Here is a 17,427-nt window from a genome sequence, read left to right as displayed (position 1 = left end):
AATAATTTATTTAGCAGCTTCTACACGCGCCATAAAATCTGCAAATAGGCGGCGCATTTCAGGATGTTCCTGCCACATATTTTCCGGATGCCACTGTACGGCAACAATCTGATTATCTTTGGTCGATTCAATACATTCTACTACACCATCGGGAGCCGTGGCAGTAACCTTCAATCCGTTGCCGACATCTTTAATTCCCTGATGATGGCGGGAATTCACATAAGCCTTCGCACCTAAGGATTTATACAGCTCGCTGCCTTCTTCAATGCTGATATTATGTGTCGGATAAGAGCCGTTGGCACCTTGGGAATGACGGATATAAGCAGCAGGATTTTCTGAAGGCAGATCCTGATAAACGCTGCCGCCCATAAGAATATTAATCAGCTGGCAGCCACGGCAGATACCGAAAATAGGCTTGCCTGCTTTATAGAATGCCGCAAAAATTTCTTCTTCAAATACATCTCGTTTATAATTGGTGCTGCCAATCTTCCAATGCGGTTCTTCACCAAAGAAAGTGGGGTCTACATCCGGCCCGCCGGGAATAATCAGCGCATCAAACATTTCTGCATAATCTTCTCCTTTAGCATCGGGAACATCAGGCAAAACTATAGGCAGAGCACCAAGCTCATTGATAACATCTACAAGACCGCGCGCCGTAAAGGGAGCACGCACAAGATTCGTAATATCGCTGGCAAACGGATAAGTGTCAGCAGTAATAGCAATACGTAATTTAGACATACTAACCTCCAAAAACTAAAATTACTTACACGATAAAAATCGCACCTAAATGTTTTCCGCACCTAGGCACGAACAGTTTTGTATTATACGCTTCCAGTTTATTTTTGGCAATATGACAGAAATATCTAAATTAAGATAACGCGTAAAGCGTTAACTTTGTAACAAATACATAAAAAAAGACGGCAAAGCCTTAACCTTACCGTCTTTTTGTATGTATTTTAGTACTTTAAGAAAACACTCTGCACCTCGTTGCGCTCCTGCGTCCGCAAAAGTGCCAACTGCAGCAAAAGGCGTGCCTTTTGCGGATTCAAATTATCCGCATACAAAAAGCCTTGCTCCTGCCACCGCTCCAAGCCTGCGGCAACAATACCGCTGCCGGTGCGGCTGGAACGCACTACGATAACGCCACGGCTGACAGCCTCCGCCAGCGCCGCTTCCACAGCCTCATGAATGCTGCCCATACCGCTGCCGGCGTAGATAATGCCACGCGCGCCTGCTGCCAATGCCGCATCCACAAATACGCGGTCCTCACCGATATGCGTGTAGATGATATCTACGCGCGGCAAAGCAGTAACACCGCTTACGTCAAATTCGCTCTGCAGTGTGTGCGGACGCACGCTGCGGTAGTAGTAATGCACCTCACCGCCAACGATAAAGCCTAATGGACCGCCATTCGGTGCCTTGAAGGTTGCCACATTCGCCGTGTTTCTCTTGGTCACGTCACGCCCGCTGTAGATTTCATCGTTCATCATCACCAGCACGCCCTGTCCGGCGCTTGCAGCATCCACAGCTACCTTAACAGCGTTGATAATATTCAAAGGTCCGTCGGCACTGACTGCGGTGGCAGGACGCATTGCGCCCACGAGTACCACCGGCTTAGCACTCTTTACCGTCAGGTTCAGGAAGAAGGCCGTTTCTTCCATAGTATCGGTACCATGGGTAATAACAACGCCGTCGACATCATCCTGCGCCAGCAGCTCATTGCAACGCTGCGCCAGACGCAGCAGCAACGCATCGGTAATACTGCTGCTGTCGATATTGCACAGCTGCTCGCCGCTGATATGCGCCAGCTCGCCCAGTTCAGGCACACCTGCCAGCAAATCGGCAACGCTGTAGGCACCAGCAGTATAGCCAGTCATCTGGGTACCGGAAGCAGCCTTGCCGGCAATAGTGCCGCCGGTTGCTAAAATTACAATGTTCTTCAACTCAGTTTTTTCCATCAGCCTGACCTCCATCAGTCCTTCTTTCAGCTTCGCAGCCAATGCTTATTTTACCAGGCCCTTTTCCTGCAGATAATCGGATACCATGTCTGCCGCTTCGGCAGTAATCTTAATACATTTAGTTCTGTATTCCGGTGTGCCGAAGCTCAGGCGGTTCAGCGCTCTGCAGCAGGAAGCACCGAAATGCTTCGTAAAACGCTCATAAAACTCATGCGTATATTTATAGACCTCTGTCTGATGTTTTTCAGACGGGTCCAATCTGCCCACGATAGAGCTGATAACCAGGCAGGAGCCGCTCAGCGCACCGCACACGCAGCCGCTGCGGCCGATACCGCCACCCATGCCAGACACCATGCGGATTGCCACATCCGGCAGGCCCAGCTTTAAGCCGTCATTGCACGCCTTAACTACGGATTCTACGCAGTTATTGCCCTCGTTATGATATTGTTCTGCTAAATCATAAATTTCCTTCATATTCTATGCCTCCAAAAAATAACCTAATCCTGTTTATTTTAGCAAGCATAGAACAAAATAGCAAGAAAAATGCTGTGACCAGCAAGCCACAGCATTGTATATCAAAGTCCGAACATAGTCTTAGCCAACTTTGTTCCGCTCTCTGTTTTAAAAATCCGCTCCACAGCTTTGGCAATATTCTCCTTCGGCGTACCATCCTCATAAAAGTTTACTATAAAATCAGCTTCCACAAGCAGCTGATAATCAAGACCGTCAATGATATTATACGTATGGTGATGACCGACAAGATAGCAGATGCGTTCAATTTTTTCAGGGGCATACCCAAACTTTTGCAAAAGTTTGCGTGCTACCGCAGGTCCTTCCTGCTCCTGAATTTTGCCTGTGCAGTGACCGGCACCATACTTGGCCTCGCCGGGTTTAATACCGCAGTCATGCACAAGACCGGCCGCCTCCACAAGCTCTGTCAGCTCTGCATCCGCACCCTCGCTCTCAGCCAGCTGCTTAGCCAGGCTGGCAACCTTAATAAAATGCTGACAGCGGCGTGCATCTCCGGCAAAAAAATCTATCATCTCATTATATAAAGCAACGTTTTTATTCATAGCATTCACTCCAATCCGACTAAAATACGATTCAATCTTATTTTGGCCTAAACAATGCAGTTTTGCAAGTTTTTTCGCGATAATAAGATTATAAAAGCATTCTCCTCCAACACACAGAAAAGCGCTCTTAGCCTGCATTACGCAAGACATCGAGCGCCTTCCTGTTTTATTAGGGAGTTTGATTAGGGAGAAGCAAATTATTTTTCCTCAATAGGATAATCCTGCAGAGCATCATAGCCTGTTTCACCGGTACGAATCTTAACAACATCCTCAACATCATAGATGAAGATTTTGCCATCGCCGTATTTGCCGGTATACAGAACCTGCTTAGCAACATTGACTACTGCTGCAACAGGAATTGCGGAAACAATCATTTCAACCTTTACCTTCGGCAGCAGGTGAGCAGCAACCTCAGCACCACGATACATTTCCGTGGAGCCCTTCTGGATGCCGTAGCCCAGAACCTTGGTAACAGTCATGCCGGTAATTCCCAGCTTATCCAAAGCATTTTTCAATGCTTCGAAACGATTTTGCGAGGTAATAATAACAACCTTGCTCATCTTTACTGCGCCTGCAGGCTTAGCAGCTGCTTCCTTAGCAGGAGTAACATAAGTAGTAGTAACAGAGGTCTGTGCCTCCAGCGGAGTTTGCATAAAGTCGGCATAGCTGCTGAGCAGGCCATGCTCTTCCATATCCAGGCCTTTGATTTCTTCGGATTCCTTAACACGCAGGCCGAAGAGCTTATCAAGAACTTTAAAAATAATCGTCATCGTAATCGCAACATAGATTGCTACAACTACAACGCCGAGGATTTGTTTTACCAGGAAATCAGTACCGCCGCCATAGAAGAGGCCGCCGTCAAGAGCGAAGAGACCGGTTGCGATAGTACCGAAGGCACCGCAGACACCGTGAACAGAAATTGCACCGACAGGATCATCAATCTTCAGCTTCTGGTCGAAGAATTCAACAGCAGCAACTACCAGCACACCGGCAATCAGGCCGATGATTAAAGCGCCGGCCGGGCTTACCATATCGCAGCCGGCGGTAATTGCTACCAGACCTGCAAGCACGCCGTTCAGTGTCATGGAAACATCAGGCTTGCCGTAGCGAATCCAGGTGTAAATCATAGTTGCGGTAGCAGCAGCTGCTGCAGCCATGTTAGTGGTAATGAAGATAGCACCCATGGAAACCAATGCGTCATCACCGGTTGCGCAGACGGTGGAAGCACCGTTGAAGCCAAACCAACCGAACCAGAGAAGGAAAACGCCCAAGGCACCAAGCGGAATGCTGTGACCGGGAATAGCGTTTACCGTACCATCGGCATTGTATTTGCCGATACGCGCGCCAATCATCTTGGCACCGACGAGAGAAGCAACGCCGCCTACCATATGAACGGCAGTTGAACCGGCGAAATCATGGAAGCCCATCTGTGCGAGCCAGCCGCCGCCCCAAATCCAGTGACCGCTAATCGGGTAAATAATAGCGCTGATTAATACGCTGTAAATGCAATAAACCAGGAAGTTGGTACGTTCTGCCATAGCACCGGAAACAATGGTTGCTGCGGTAGCACAGAACATCGTCTGGAAGATAAAGTACGCAGTGCTTGGATAGCTGGCACCGTAATCACCTTTTACAAAGAAGTCCGGCGTGCCGATGAAGCCGCCGATATCGGTACCAAACATAAGGCCAAAGCCCAGAACCCAAAAAACGATGGACCCGAGGCACATATCCATGACGTTCTTCATAACGATGTTGCCGGCATTTTTAGCTCTGGTAAAGCCTGTTTCAACCATTGCGAAGCCCGGCTGCATAGAGAATACCAGGAAAGCACCTATCAGCACCCATATAGTATCGGCAGATACATATTTGTCCATTTGTAAACACCCCTCAAATTATAATATTTTTTAACGTGTCATTGAGCAGCGCTCACATGGCATTAGCTAAAGAAAAAGGGGCGTACCCGATTTTTCGAATACACCCCATTGTGTATGAGTTTATATATATTATTTTATCTTAACACACCTTACTCAAGGCTGTCGAGAAGGCAACTGCAGCTTACTCATTTACACCAAACAACAACTCACCATAAGTCGGATAGTCGAGATACTTACCACCGGTCAAAGCTTCGGCAGCATCAACAGCACTTCTCAGCTTGCCCATTTCTTCAAGAACGGTATCGTGATAGTACAGAGCCTGTTTCTCGCTATCGCCGATTTCTGCTGCTTCCTTCAAGCCATCTTCCAGCTTCAGGGAGGATGCATACATTTCTCCGCCCAACTTGCTCAGCTTATCGGCAAGTGCGCCTTCAAATCCTGCACTGATACCGGCAGCCTTTTTATCAAGTACTGCTTTGGTCAAATCTCCGGTATAAGCGGTAACTGCCGGGAGGATGTCCTTATGGAACATATCCAGCATAGTTGCTGCTTCGATAGAAATCGTGGTGCTATAGTTCTCCAGCAGGATTTCTACACGGGATTCAACCTCGGCTTTTGTGAAGATGTTATGCTTTTCGAACAGCTCGATGTTCTTGGCATGTCCCAGATACGGCAGAGCCTCCGGAGTAGATTTAAGGTTCAGCAGACCGCGTTTGGCAGCTTCCTCAACCCATGCATCGGTATAACCGTTACCGTTGAAGACAATGCGTTTATGAGCCTTGTAGGTTTCTTTAACCAAATCATATACTGCTGCTTCCAGATCAGGAGCATCTGCCAGTTTATCGGCAAATTCATCCAGCTCTTCGGCAACGATGGTGTTCAGTACGATGTTGGGGCCAGCGATGGAGAACATGCTGCCCAGCATACGGAATTCAAATTTATTGCCGGTGAAGGCGAACGGAGAGGTTCTGTTTCTGTCGGTGTTGTCCTTAACAAGAGCAGGAATGGTATCGTCGCTTACTTTAATGTAGCTTTCCGGATTGCCGTTGTAAACCTTGTCTGCTGCAATAGCTTCGAGAACTGCAGTCAGCTCAGTGCCAAGGAACATGGAAACGATAGCCGGAGGAGCTTCATTTGCACCCAGACGATGGTCATTGCCAGCGCTGGCAACAGATACACGCAGCAGATCCTGATATTCATCAACAGCCTTGATAATTGCTGCCAGGAAGGTCAAGAAGCGCAGGTTTTTGTACGGCTCCTTGCCGGGATCCAGCAGGTTCAGGCCTTCTTCCGTAGATAAGGACCAGTTGTTATGCTTACCGCTGCCGTTTACACCATCAAAAGGTTTTTCATGCAGCAGGCAAACAAGACCGTGACGCAGAGCAACACGTTTCATGAACTCCATCATCAGCTGGTTATGGTCAGATGCTACGTTGGTAGTGGTGAAGATAGGTGCCAGCTCGTGCTGTGCCGGAGCGACTTCGTTATGCTCGGTTTTAGCAAGTACGCCCAGCTTCCACAGCTCATCGTCCAAATCCTTCATGAAGGAAAGAACTCTTTGTTTGATAATGCCGAAGTAGTGGTCGTCCAGCTCCTGGCCACGCGGAGATTTCGCACCGAAAAGGGTACGGCCGGTGTAAACCAGGTCTTTACGTTTTTCCCACATTTTTTTATCTACGAGGAAATATTCCTGTTCCGGACCAACAGTACTGTTGACGCGGATAGTATCAATGCCGAACAGCTTCAGCAGCTTGCAGGCTGCTTTGCTGACTGCATTCATGGAACGCAGCAGCGGAGTCTTTTTATCCAGCACTTCGCCGGTGTAGGAGCAGAAGGCTGTAGGAATGCACAGGCAGTTATCTTTGATAAATGCATAGGAGGTCGGGTCCCATGCTGTATAGCCGCGGGCTTCGAAGGTTGCACGCAAGCCGCCGGACGGGAAGCTGGAAGCATCAGGTTCGCCCTGAATCAGCTCTTTGCCGGAGAAGTCCATAATAACACGGCCTTCGGCAGTAGGAGAAATGAAGCTTTCATGTTTTTCAGCGGTGATGCCGGTCATCGGTTGGAACCAGTGAGTGAAATGAGTGCAGCCATGCTCCAGAGCCCAATCCTTCATAGCATTGGCGATGATATTAGCAATTTCCAGATTCAGCGGAGTGCCTGCCAGCACTGCTGCCTTATATGCCTTATAGGTTGCAGTCGGCAGACGGTCCTTCATAACACTTTCGTTAAAAACTAAGCTGCCAAACAGTTTCGGTACATCATTCATTGTAAAACCTCCCTAATTTCTCTCTGAGAATTTCCTTGGGTTTACGAAGTGTAAACCCCTCATTTGAAATACAGTTTTTTGTGCTTTACAGATTTTCTTCTCTCTGGCTCTGTAAATAAGAAAGCACCGTCAGCTGCGCCTTGCGCTGCTACGGTGCTTCGTTGCACTTATCATGGGTAAGAGGATAATTCTCACCGCTGATATAAAAGAAAAAGCAACCACGAAGTTTGGATTTTTCAATCCAACAACCACGTTGTTGCTTTATGCGCTTATTATAATACTAGGATTTGAATTTGTAAAGGGGGTAAGAGGAAAATTTTTTATTTTTTTCTGCGTATACTAAAAAAGTATGCTTATTTTCGACTACAACAGCAAGAATTTTTATCAGATATAACTGATAAAAATCTAAAATCACAAAAAAGTTTCAGTTATATCTGATAGAAATTTGATTTTCGTCTTGAATTTAAGATATAACTGATATATTATATAGATAGTGAGGTGATTTACATGATCAAAAGAGAATCTTACATGCAAAAAATCCGCCCATTCATTAACAGTGATTTAGTAAAAGTACTTACAGGTATCCGACGTTGCGGTAAATCTGTTATGTTAGATCTTATAAAACAAGAGCTGTTACAACAAGGAGTTACTCCCCAACAGCTTATTTCCTATAATTTTGAAAATATGAGCTTTGCCGGGCTTTGCAATGCCCAAGCTCTTCATGATGAAATAATAAGCCAAACCCAAGCTTTAACAGGAAAAATTTATCTTTTCTTTGATGAAATCCAAGAGGTAAAAGATTGGGAAAAATGTATTAATTCCTTACGTATAGAGCTTAATTGTGATATCTATATCACCGGTTCCAATGCCAAGCTCTTATCCGGTGAATTAGCCACCTATTTAGCAGGACGCTATGTAGAATTTGTTATTTATCCTTTTTCATTTTCTGAATTTATTGAGCTATATAATACTATACAGCCCAATACAAGTGAAGCAGACTGCTTTAAGAAATACCTGCACTTCGGCGGAATGCCCTATCTGGCAGCCCTGCAATATAACGAAGCTGCCTGCAAACAATATTTACAGGATGTATATACATCAGTAGAACTAAAAGATATTGTACGCCGCAACAATATCCGTGATGTTGACATGCTTGAACGCATACTTACCTACATAACCGCAAATATCGGTACCATTTTTTCTGCCAATGTGCTTTCTAAATATTTGAAAAGCGAAGGGCGCAGTATGGCAACAGAAACCATTATCAACTACGTTAAGGCCTGCACTGATGCTTTTCTGTTTTATCAGGTAAAACGTCAGGATATACAAGGTAAAAAGCTGCTTGCTATCAACGAAAAATATTATGTTGCTGACCATGGCATCCGCGAAGCAGTCTTCGGCGGCAACATGAAGGATATCAATCTCATTCTGGAAAATATTGTTTACCTGGAGCTTTTACGCCGTGGTTATAAGGTGAGCATCGGCAAGGTAGATACAAAAGAAATTGATTTCATCTGTGAAAAACAGGATAAAAAAATTTATATTCAAGTTACGTACTTATTGGCTGCAGAAGAAACTATTCAACGTGAGTTCGGTGTTTACAATGAAATTACCGATAATTACCCGAAATATGTGCTTTCACTCGACGAATTCGATATGAGCCGTAATGGTATTATCCATAAAAATATCAGAGATTTTTTGACAGATGCATCTATATAACTGTTTAGAAAAATACCAAATTTAACATTATCAAAACCATTACGTATGCTCTTCAGCAGGATTTTTGCGTTCTGTAAAGAATTGTACAGTATAGAGTATGTAATGCAAAACGCAATATAACTAATTGCCAAGGAGGAACCCTTATGGAATTAACCGCTGTTGCGCAGCTGCGCCGCATGGTGCTGGAGCATTTATCCCGCTACACCTGGAATAACGAGTTGCCTGACCACGTCTACGATATTCTGCAGGAGGTACGCGAGGACACTCCGCGCTACCGCTGCTGTGTTTATAAAGAAAGAGCCGTACTGAAAAACCGTATTGATATGGCGCTGGGGCAGGAGTGCTCCAGCAATATCATCGAGGCTGCCAAGCTGACGCTGAACGAGCCTGAGCGCACCGATTTACCGATTATCGACGTGCTCCCCGCAGCCTGCGACCAATGCCCGATTGATGCTTATTACGTTACCGATATGTGCCGTCACTGCATCACCCACAAATGCATGAATAACTGCCCGAAAAAGGCTATCAGCATTATTCAGGACCGCGCCTTTATCGATAAGACCAAATGCATTGAATGCGGTCGCTGCAAGCAGATGTGCCCCTACGGTGCGATTATCGAAATCCATCGTCCCTGCGTGCGTGCCTGCGCCATCGGTGCCATCAGCATCGGTGAAAACCGCAAGGCTGTCATTGACCACGAAAAATGTGTTTCCTGCGGTGCCTGCCGCAACGCCTGCCCCTTCGGCGCAATCGACGAGCGCAGCAACATCATCCGCGTTATCCGCGAAATTCAGCAGGGCAAGCAGGTTATCGCCCTTGTGGCACCGTCCATCGTAGGCCAATACGGTTTGAAGATTACTATGGCACAAATTTACGAGGCACTTCAAAAAGCAGGCTTCGCTGAAGTCGTAGAGGTTGGCGTCGGCGCCGATATCACCAGCGTTAAAGAAGCAGAGGAATATCTGGAGAAGGTTCCTGCCAAACAGGGCTTTATGACCAGCTCCTGCTGCCCCGCCTTTGTTAAGCTGATTAAAACGCAGGTGCCGGAGGCTGCGGACAAAATTTCCGACACTCCCTCCCCCATGCTCACCTGCGCTGAGCTGATCAAGGAAAAATATCCTTATGCCGTTACCGTGTTCATCGGTCCCTGCATTGCCAAAAAGGTGGAGGCGCGTGAGCACCGCGAAACCATCAACTACGTGCTTTCCTTTGAAGAGATTATATGCATGCTGGAGGGCAAGGATATCAAATTTGCGGAAATGAGCGGTGATACTGCTTACGAGCGCGATGCCTCCAAGCTCGGCCTCAGCTTCCCGCTGACTGCCGGAGTAAGTGCTGCCGTGCAGGATACGGTTGCAGCTATGGGCGGTGAGGTGCATAATGCACAATACTGCTCCGGACTGGACAAATGCCGTGATACGGTCAAAGCTGTTGCCGCAGGCAAGCTCGACTGCAGCTATATCGAAGGCATGGCCTGCCCCAACGGCTGCATCGACGGCCCCGATACCGTAGGCGACTTCCACATCACGAAGGTTGCCCTGACGAAATATGCTGCGGCTGCCCCCAATAAGCAGGCTGCCGAAGACAAGCACACAAAATAATAATTTAAAGCCTATCCCTTCTGTCATACAGGCAGAGGGGATAGTTTGTTAATAGCAGGATTTTAGTCTGCTAAAATCATAGAGTGCGTTTTTCTGCGCACTAAAAAGAACGGAGATTCCCAAGCAAATGCAAAACACCCGCTACATCGGTCACCTCGCTGCCCTCATTACGATTGCTACCTGGGGCACGACCTTTATTTCTACCAAGGTTTTACTTACCGGCTTTCAGCCGCTGGAAATTCTTTTTTTCCGCTTTATTATGGCCTTTTTCGCCCTTTGGCTGGCCTATCCCAAAATGCTGAAAACAGATAAAAAGCAGGAGCCTGTTTTTATGGCCGCAGGCCTCTGCGGCATCTGCCTCTACTACCTTTTGGAAAACATCGCCCTGACCTACACACAGGCCTCCAACGTTAGCGTAATCGGCAGCACAGCGCCTTTCTTTACCGCGCTGCTAGCGCATTATTTTATGCGCTCTGCCGGCAGCTTAAGCAAGCAGTTTATTATCGGCTTTTTTATCGTGATGATTGGTATCGCCTGCATCAGCTTCAACGGCGCAGCCATGCAGCTCAATCCGCTGGGCGATTTGCTGGCGATTTCGGCTGCCGTCGTGTGGGCATTTTATGCTCTGCTGACGAAAAAAATCAGCAGCTACGGCTACCCTGTTATCCTCGCCACACGCAGAACTTTTTTCTACGGCATTCTCTTTATGGTACCGGCGCTCGGCTTTCTGGATTTTGAACTGAACCTGGCGCGCTTCGCCAACACTACCTATCTTTTTAACATTGTCTTTCTCGGTCTGGGCGCTTCCGCCCTCTGCTTCGTCACCTGGAATCTGGCAGTAAAGGAGCTGGGCGCAGTCAAGGCCAGCGTTTATATTTATATGGTTCCCGTAATTACTGTCATTACCTCGGCGATTATCCTGCAGGAAAAAATCACATTTTTGGTTGCTCTTGGTACTATCCTGACTATGACCGGTCTGTTTATCTCGGAATACAGACCGAGGAAAAAATAAAGTAAAAAGGCAAACAAATACGCCCTAGACATCAACAGCCTAAGGCGTATTTTTATTTATTCTGCATATAATAATTAATAAAGGTCTGCGCAACCTGCGACAGCTCTCTGCCCTTAACTATAGACAGCGTCATCTCCAGAAACAAGCGCTCATCCTTGATTTCCTTGCGGACCAGATTCGCCGGAAACAATTCTACAGCCGGTGCCGGTACAATTGCCACACCGGTATTTTTTTCTGCCCAGGCTATGGCCGAAAGCTTAGTAGTATTAATACTCATAACCTGCGGGAAAATGTGTGAATCCGAGCACACAGAAAAAAACAGTTCAGAACAGCCACGCGAAAGACATAACGGAATGTCCTCCAAATCATCCAGCAGGATATTAGGCTTATCATTTTTCAGATACGGGCTATCCTTATGAAAAAGCGCAACCAGACGCTCTTTACGGCTGAACAGCGTTTCAAAGCGTTTAGACTGCTTTAGGGGTGCATTGGCAATGCCTATTTCCGTTTTCCCCTCCAAAAGCTGCTGGGTTTGTTCGTCAATCGGCACCTCATACAGCTCATAATTAATATGCGGAAACTCTCTGTAAAAATCACTCAAAAAGTTTTTAATAAAGTTTATTGACATCGAAGGCGACAGACTGATGCGCAGCGTACCGCTAAAGCCTGCCTGACAGTCAACTATCTCCTTCAGAGCACTGTTTTCTGCCGAGCAGATATACTTAGCCTTGTTATATAAAATACAGCCTGCATCCGTAAGCTCAATGCTGTGACCGCCACGGCGCACATGCAGCAACTGCGTACCAAAACGCTTCTGCAGCACCTTAAGCTGATTACTCAGCGCCGGCTGGGCAATCGCTATCTGCTTAGCTGCGGCAGAAATACTGCCGGCCTCAACTATGGCAATAAAATTGCGGTAATATTCTATTTCCATATATAGTTCTCCTTTACTTCTCTCTGCCTTTATTATACTATACAGCAATATTTCTGAGTACTTTTTTAGTTTTTAAAATTAAATTTTTCATAAAACCAATGACAGCATATGCAAAACGCATATAACTCCAATAGATTATTTTTATAAGTGATTAGGAATAAACGCATAAGTTTTTCGTTTTTTTCTAAAAACAGACAACTATATATCATGAATTATCCTGTTCCCGCATCAAAGAACGAGTTAACGTATATGCATTTTTTATATGTAAAATGTATTTTCCGTATTTTACTTTATATGTTGATAGGTTTAAACTGTAAGCAGATAAGGAAATTTCCAAAAAAGAAAAGAGGTTTTTAAAATGCTGGATGCAACACGTTTGCGCACCCCCTGCCTATTTGACAAAATAGTCAGCGCGGACGAAGCAGCCACACTGATTACCGACGGTATGAATGTCGGTGTCAGCGGCTTCACCCCCTCTGGCTATCCTAAGAAAACCACACTTGCTCTCGCTAAAGCCATCAAGGCCGGCAAAAAATGCCGTATCAATATTTGGAGCGGTGCTTCAGTCGGACCGGAAATCGAAGAAACACTTGCCGAAGTCGGCGGTATCAGCGGACGCATGCCTTATTATGCAGCCTCCAACAAAATACTCAGCCGCCAGATCAACACCGGCAGCGTAACCTATATTGATCAGCATTTAAGCCACTTTGCCCAACAAATCGACTACGGCTTTTACGGCGATGTTGATGTTGCAATCGTTGAAGCCGCTGCTATTAATGCAGACGGCAGCATTGTTCTCGGTTCCGGTGTTGGCAACACGCCTATGCTTGTAAAGCATGCAAAAAAAATTATCGTTGAGGTCAACACATCTATCCCGCTGACGCTGGAGGGAATGCACGATATTTACATCTGCAGCAAGCCTCCAGAGCGCACCGAAATTCCTATTTACCATGTCGGGGACCGCATCGGTTCTCCTTATGTAAGCTGCGGACTTGACAGAATTACCTGCATCGTCGAATCAAACATTGTCGACCATGTACGCAATTTAAGCGCTCCTGATGAAACAAGCAAAAAAATTGCCGCTAACCTGGTTGATTTTCTGGAGCACGAGCAGCGCCACGGCCGTCTGCCGCAGCAAATGCTGCCGTTGCAGTCCGGCGTAGGAAGCATAGCCAATGCTGTATTAATGGGTTTGGCAGAATCTAAATTTGATAATCTTACTATGTACTCGGAGATTTTGCAAGATTCTGTTTTTAAGCTGATAAAATGCGGTAAGGTCACCCAAGCCTCCGGCTGTGCCTTCACCCCATCGCCGACAGTTTGGGAGATGTATAAAGAAGATCCCGAGCTCTACCGTAACCGCATTGTTCTGCGCCCGCTCGACATCAGCAATAATCCGGAGGTCATCCGCCGCCTCGGCGTTATCTCTATGAATACACCGCTTGAATTTGATATTTACGGTCAGGCAAATTCTACACATGTTATGGGCAACCGTATGATGAACGGTATCGGCGGCAGCGGAGATTATATGCGCAACGGTTACCTGACAATATTCTCCACTCCGTCAACTGCCAAAGGCGGTAATATCTCGAGCGTAGTTCCCATGGTTTCACATGCAGATCATACCGAACATGATACGATGATTTTTATTACCGAACATGGTGTAGCCGATATCCGCGGTCTGAGTCCTCTAAAACGGGCCAAGCTGATTATCGAAAAATGCGCCCACCCCGATTTCAGGGAACAGCTTTATGATTACCTGAAAATGGCGCAAAGAAAAAACGGCCATGAGCCTGTTGACCTGGAACACGCCTTCGACATGCACATAGCGTTAGAAAAAACAGGCACGATGAAAGAGAAATCCAAGGAGGAAGATCATTATGACTACACGAGAAGATTTACAGCTTAGCTTAGATGCCTATGATGCCAAGGTTGCCAAGGCAATCGCAAAATTCCCTGAACGGCAGCATTTAAGCGAAAAGCGCTTATATACACCCTTAGATGTCGATGAAAACTTTGATTATAACAGTAAACTCGGCTTTCCCGGTCAGTATCCCTTTACCCGTGGCGTACAACCCACAATGTACAGAGGCCGACTTTGGACTATGCGTGCTTACGCAGGCTTTGCCACTGCCGAAGAAACAAATGCCCGCTACAAATATCTGCTGCAGGCAGGCCAAACCGGTCTTTCCGTAGCTATGGATTTACCGACACAAATCGGTCTGGACAGTGATGCACAGTTATCCGAAGGTGAAGTCGGCAAGGTTGGCGTAGCAATTGATTCTCTCGCTGATATGGAAAAGCTTTTTGAAGGCATTCCCTTAGACAAGGTCAGCACCTCGATGACCATCAACGGTCCGGCAGCCGTACTTTTGGCAATGTATGTTGCTGTTGCCGAAAAGCAGGGCGTAAAGCCGGAGCAGCTGAAGGGCACTATTCAAAACGATATTCTCAAGGAATATATCGCCCGCGGAACCTATATCTTCCCGCCACGTCCTTCTATGCGCCTGATCACAGATACCTTTGCTTATTGCTCGCAGAATATCCCCAAATGGAATACTATCAGCGTAGGCGCTTATCACATCCGCGAAGCAGGTGCTTCCGAGGTACAGGAAATCGCTTTTGCCTTCGCTAATGCCATGGCCTATATTGATGCTGCAATCAAAGCAGGCCAAAAGGTTGATGATTTTGCTCCCGGTATCAGCTGGATTTTTACGGCAGGCCTGAATTTCTTCTCCGAAATAGCCAAATTCCGCGCTGCCCGCCGCCTGTGGGCACGCATCATGAAAGAGCGTTACGGAGCCACCGTTCCCAAGGCACAGATGCTGCGCGTACATGTTCATACCGCTGGCAGCGTGCTGACAGCACAGCAGCCTTTGAACAACGTTGCCCGCATTACCTGGCAGGCTATGTCCGCTGTACTTGCAGGCATTCAGTCGATGGCCTGCTGCGCTTATGACGAAGCCATCGCCCTCCCGACGGAAGAAAGTGCAACTCTTGCACTGCGTACCCAACAGCTCATCGCTTACGAAAGCGGTGTTGCCGATACTATCGACCCCATGGCCGGTTCCTATTATGTTGAAGCACTCACTGACAAATTTGAAAAAGAAGCTTATGAATATATCCAAAAAATTGATGCCATGGGCGGTGCGGTTGCTGCTATCGAACAAGGCTATATGCAAGGTGAAATGGCTGCCCATGCCTACGAATATCAGACAGATATCGAAAAAGGCAAGCGTACAGTCATCGGCGTCAACAAATTTGCGGACAATAAGGCTGTCAAAACAAATGATGTTATTACGGCAGATTTAAGTGTTGCGGAACGTCAGATTGCCCGTGTAAATGAAATGAAGGCTCACCGTGACCAGCAAGCAGTAGATTCTTCCCTGAAAGCTCTGAAGGAAGCTGCCAAGGGTGAAGCTAACCTTATGCCTTATCTGATTGATGCTGTTAAAACCTATGCAACCTTAGGCGAAATCTGCGGCGTACTGCGCGAGGTTTTCGGAGAATACCAGCAGGGAGGTAATTTGTTTTAAGTCTAAGGCAGGTGTTCACGTTGCATTTGGCGAATACCATGGTAATAGTTAAAATTAAAGCAAAGGCAGGTATTTACAATGACAACTAAAGCATTAGCAAAATTTACCGCAGAATTGTGCTACGAAAAGCTTTCTGCTCACAGTATCGAAATGGCTAAAAAATGTCTGCTGGACTGGCTGGGAATTGCTGTCCGCGGTTCTCAGGAAAAACCGGTACGTATTATACATGATGTTATCCTGCAAGGTGATGCACCACAGGCGAATATTTTCGGCAGCCTTCCCGCCAAAAAGGCCAGTGCCCTGAACGCAGCCTTTATCAACAGTGCTGCCTCTCACAGTCTGGACTTTGATGACCTGCATAACCCGTCGATTATTCATCCGGCCTGCGTTGTTGTTTCCCCAGCGTTGGCTATCTGCGAGGCCGAACACAAAAGCGGCAAGCAGCTCATTGCAGCAATTTGTGCAGGCTACGAAGCCAGCGGCCGCGTAGGCGAAGCAGTTATCCCGGAATCCTACTTCTTTTGGCATACTACCGGTACCGCAGGCACCATCGCCGCCGGTGCTGCTGCCGCCAACGCTCTCGGTCTTGACGCACAGCAGACACTGATGTGCTACGGCAGCGCCGGTACCCAGGCAGCAGGCCTGTGGGAGTTTTTAAAAGAGGGTGCCATGAGCAAGCCGCTGCACACGGGCAAGGCTTCCTACAGCGGTGTTCTCAGCGCTTATCTGTCGCAGAAGGGTTTTACTGCAGCCAGTGAAATTTTAGAAGGCGAAAAGGGCTTCTGCCGTGCCATGGTCAAAGAACCGCATTTGGAAAAGCTTACCGAAAGCATGAGCACCGACAAGCTGAAAATTGACATCAACTCCTTCAAGCCCTACGCCTGCTGCAAGCACGCCCATGCCGCACTTTACGCCATTCAGGAGCTGCGCAAGGCTCATTCCCTGCAGCCCAAGGATATCGCTAAAATTAAGCTGTACGTCAACGATATTACCAACTATCTGATCAACAATCCTCAGCCGCAAACTCCCTACGGCGGCAAATTCAGTATTCAATATTGCTCCGCTGCTATGCTGAAGTTCGGCGAAGTAGGCATTGCACAGTTCACCGAGGAATGTATCCATAACCCGGAGCTTACGGATTTAATGCAGCACATCGAGGTTATCCGTGATGAGGCTATGGAACAGCTTCATGCAGCAGATGCTTCCAAGCTGGCTTCCAGAGTAGAAATTCAGCTGCATAACGGACAAACTCTTACAATGCAGGTTGATTATCCTAAGGGAGATCCGGAAAATCCTCTGACCTGGGATGAGCTCTGCGCCAAGTTTATGAGCCTTGCCGTACCTGTTTACGGTGAAGCAAAGGCATTACGTTTACAAAATTGGGTATCAAGCCTTGAGCAATGCAACGACGTTGCCCAAGCGCTGGACGCCTGTCTAAAGGAGGAATGATT

General features: G+C 47.0%; 13 protein-coding genes. 6 read left to right on the top strand and 7 right to left on the bottom strand.

The window, feature by feature from the left end:
• Positions 1-6 precede the first annotated feature (6 nt).
• The 6 genes from KAH19_RS05100 to KAH19_RS05075 all read right to left on the bottom strand — a co-directional run bounded on the left by KAH19_RS05100 (position 7) and on the right by KAH19_RS05075 (position 7,174).
• Positions 7-738 (bottom strand): gamma-glutamyl-gamma-aminobutyrate hydrolase family protein, encoded by a 732-nt coding sequence (locus KAH19_RS05100; RefSeq protein WP_210685374.1) that lies wholly within the window; start codon positions 736-738, stop codon positions 7-9.
• Positions 739-956: 218 nt separating this feature from the next.
• The gene (locus KAH19_RS05095) at positions 957-1,973 is read right to left on the bottom strand and encodes an asparaginase (protein WP_210685373.1); all 1,017 of its coding nucleotides are present in this window, start codon (positions 1,971-1,973) and stop codon (positions 957-959) included.
• Between the two features lie 30 nt (positions 1,974-2,003).
• A complete protein-coding gene (locus KAH19_RS05090) occupies positions 2,004-2,432 on the bottom strand; it encodes a C-GCAxxG-C-C family (seleno)protein (protein ID WP_210685372.1) in 429 nt (142 codons plus the stop codon).
• Positions 2,433-2,533: 101 nt separating this feature from the next.
• Positions 2,534-3,031, bottom strand: coding sequence for an HD domain-containing protein (locus KAH19_RS05085; protein ID WP_210685371.1), 498 nt, complete (start codon positions 3,029-3,031; stop codon positions 2,534-2,536).
• A gap of 197 nt (positions 3,032-3,228) precedes the next feature.
• Entirely contained in the window at positions 3,229-4,905 is a 1,677-nt protein-coding gene (locus tag KAH19_RS10925; protein WP_210685370.1) for an ammonium transporter, read from the bottom strand.
• Positions 4,906-5,086: 181 nt separating this feature from the next.
• Positions 5,087-7,174 (bottom strand): glutamine synthetase III, encoded by a 2,088-nt coding sequence (locus KAH19_RS05075; RefSeq protein ID WP_210685369.1) that lies wholly within the window; start codon positions 7,172-7,174, stop codon positions 5,087-5,089.
• Positions 7,175-7,681: 507 nt separating this feature from the next.
• On the opposite strand from KAH19_RS05075, the gene KAH19_RS05070 reads away from it, so the two are divergent.
• The 3 genes from KAH19_RS05070 (at position 7,682) to KAH19_RS05060 (ending at position 11,506) form a co-directional block, all read left to right on the top strand.
• Positions 7,682-8,893: an ATP-binding protein gene (locus tag KAH19_RS05070; protein ID WP_210685368.1), complete on the top strand. Its 1,212-nt coding sequence runs from the start codon at positions 7,682-7,684 to the stop codon at positions 8,891-8,893.
• 143 nt (positions 8,894-9,036) lie between these two features.
• Positions 9,037-10,494, top strand: coding sequence for a monomeric [FeFe] hydrogenase (locus KAH19_RS05065; RefSeq protein WP_210685367.1), 1,458 nt, complete (start codon positions 9,037-9,039; stop codon positions 10,492-10,494).
• A 127-nt stretch (positions 10,495-10,621) separates the two neighbouring features.
• Positions 10,622-11,506, top strand: coding sequence for a DMT family transporter (locus KAH19_RS05060; RefSeq protein ID WP_210685366.1), 885 nt, complete (start codon positions 10,622-10,624; stop codon positions 11,504-11,506).
• A 52-nt stretch (positions 11,507-11,558) separates the two neighbouring features.
• Here the strand turns inward: KAH19_RS05060 and KAH19_RS05055 are convergent, their stop codons facing one another.
• Entirely contained in the window at positions 11,559-12,440 is an 882-nt protein-coding gene (locus KAH19_RS05055) for a LysR family transcriptional regulator (RefSeq protein ID WP_210685365.1), read from the bottom strand.
• A gap of 358 nt (positions 12,441-12,798) precedes the next feature.
• On the opposite strand from KAH19_RS05055, the gene KAH19_RS05050 reads away from it, so the two are divergent.
• The 3 genes from KAH19_RS05050 to KAH19_RS05040 all read left to right on the top strand — a co-directional run bounded on the left by KAH19_RS05050 (position 12,799) and on the right by KAH19_RS05040 (position 17,425).
• Positions 12,799-14,349 carry a succinate CoA transferase gene (locus KAH19_RS05050; protein WP_210685364.1) on the top strand — a complete coding sequence of 517 codons (1,551 nt, stop codon included), beginning with the start codon at positions 12,799-12,801 and terminating at the stop codon, positions 14,347-14,349.
• Positions 14,321-15,976 (top strand): methylmalonyl-CoA mutase, encoded by a 1,656-nt coding sequence (locus tag KAH19_RS05045; RefSeq protein ID WP_210685363.1) that lies wholly within the window; start codon positions 14,321-14,323, stop codon positions 15,974-15,976. Before KAH19_RS05050 ends, KAH19_RS05045 begins: the two co-directional genes overlap by 29 nt.
• Positions 15,977-16,054: 78 nt before the next feature.
• On the top strand, positions 16,055-17,425 hold the full coding sequence (locus KAH19_RS05040) for an MmgE/PrpD family protein (protein WP_210685362.1): 1,371 nt from the start codon (positions 16,055-16,057) through the stop codon (positions 17,423-17,425).
• Positions 17,426-17,427 lie beyond the last annotated feature (2 nt).

The organism is Phascolarctobacterium sp. Marseille-Q4147 (assembly GCF_017968825.1).
GTDB lineage: Bacteria > Bacillota > Negativicutes > Acidaminococcales > Acidaminococcaceae > Phascolarctobacterium_A.
The sequence above is the reverse complement of the archived record's forward strand: the minus strand, read 5'-3'. Positions and strand labels throughout refer to the sequence as shown.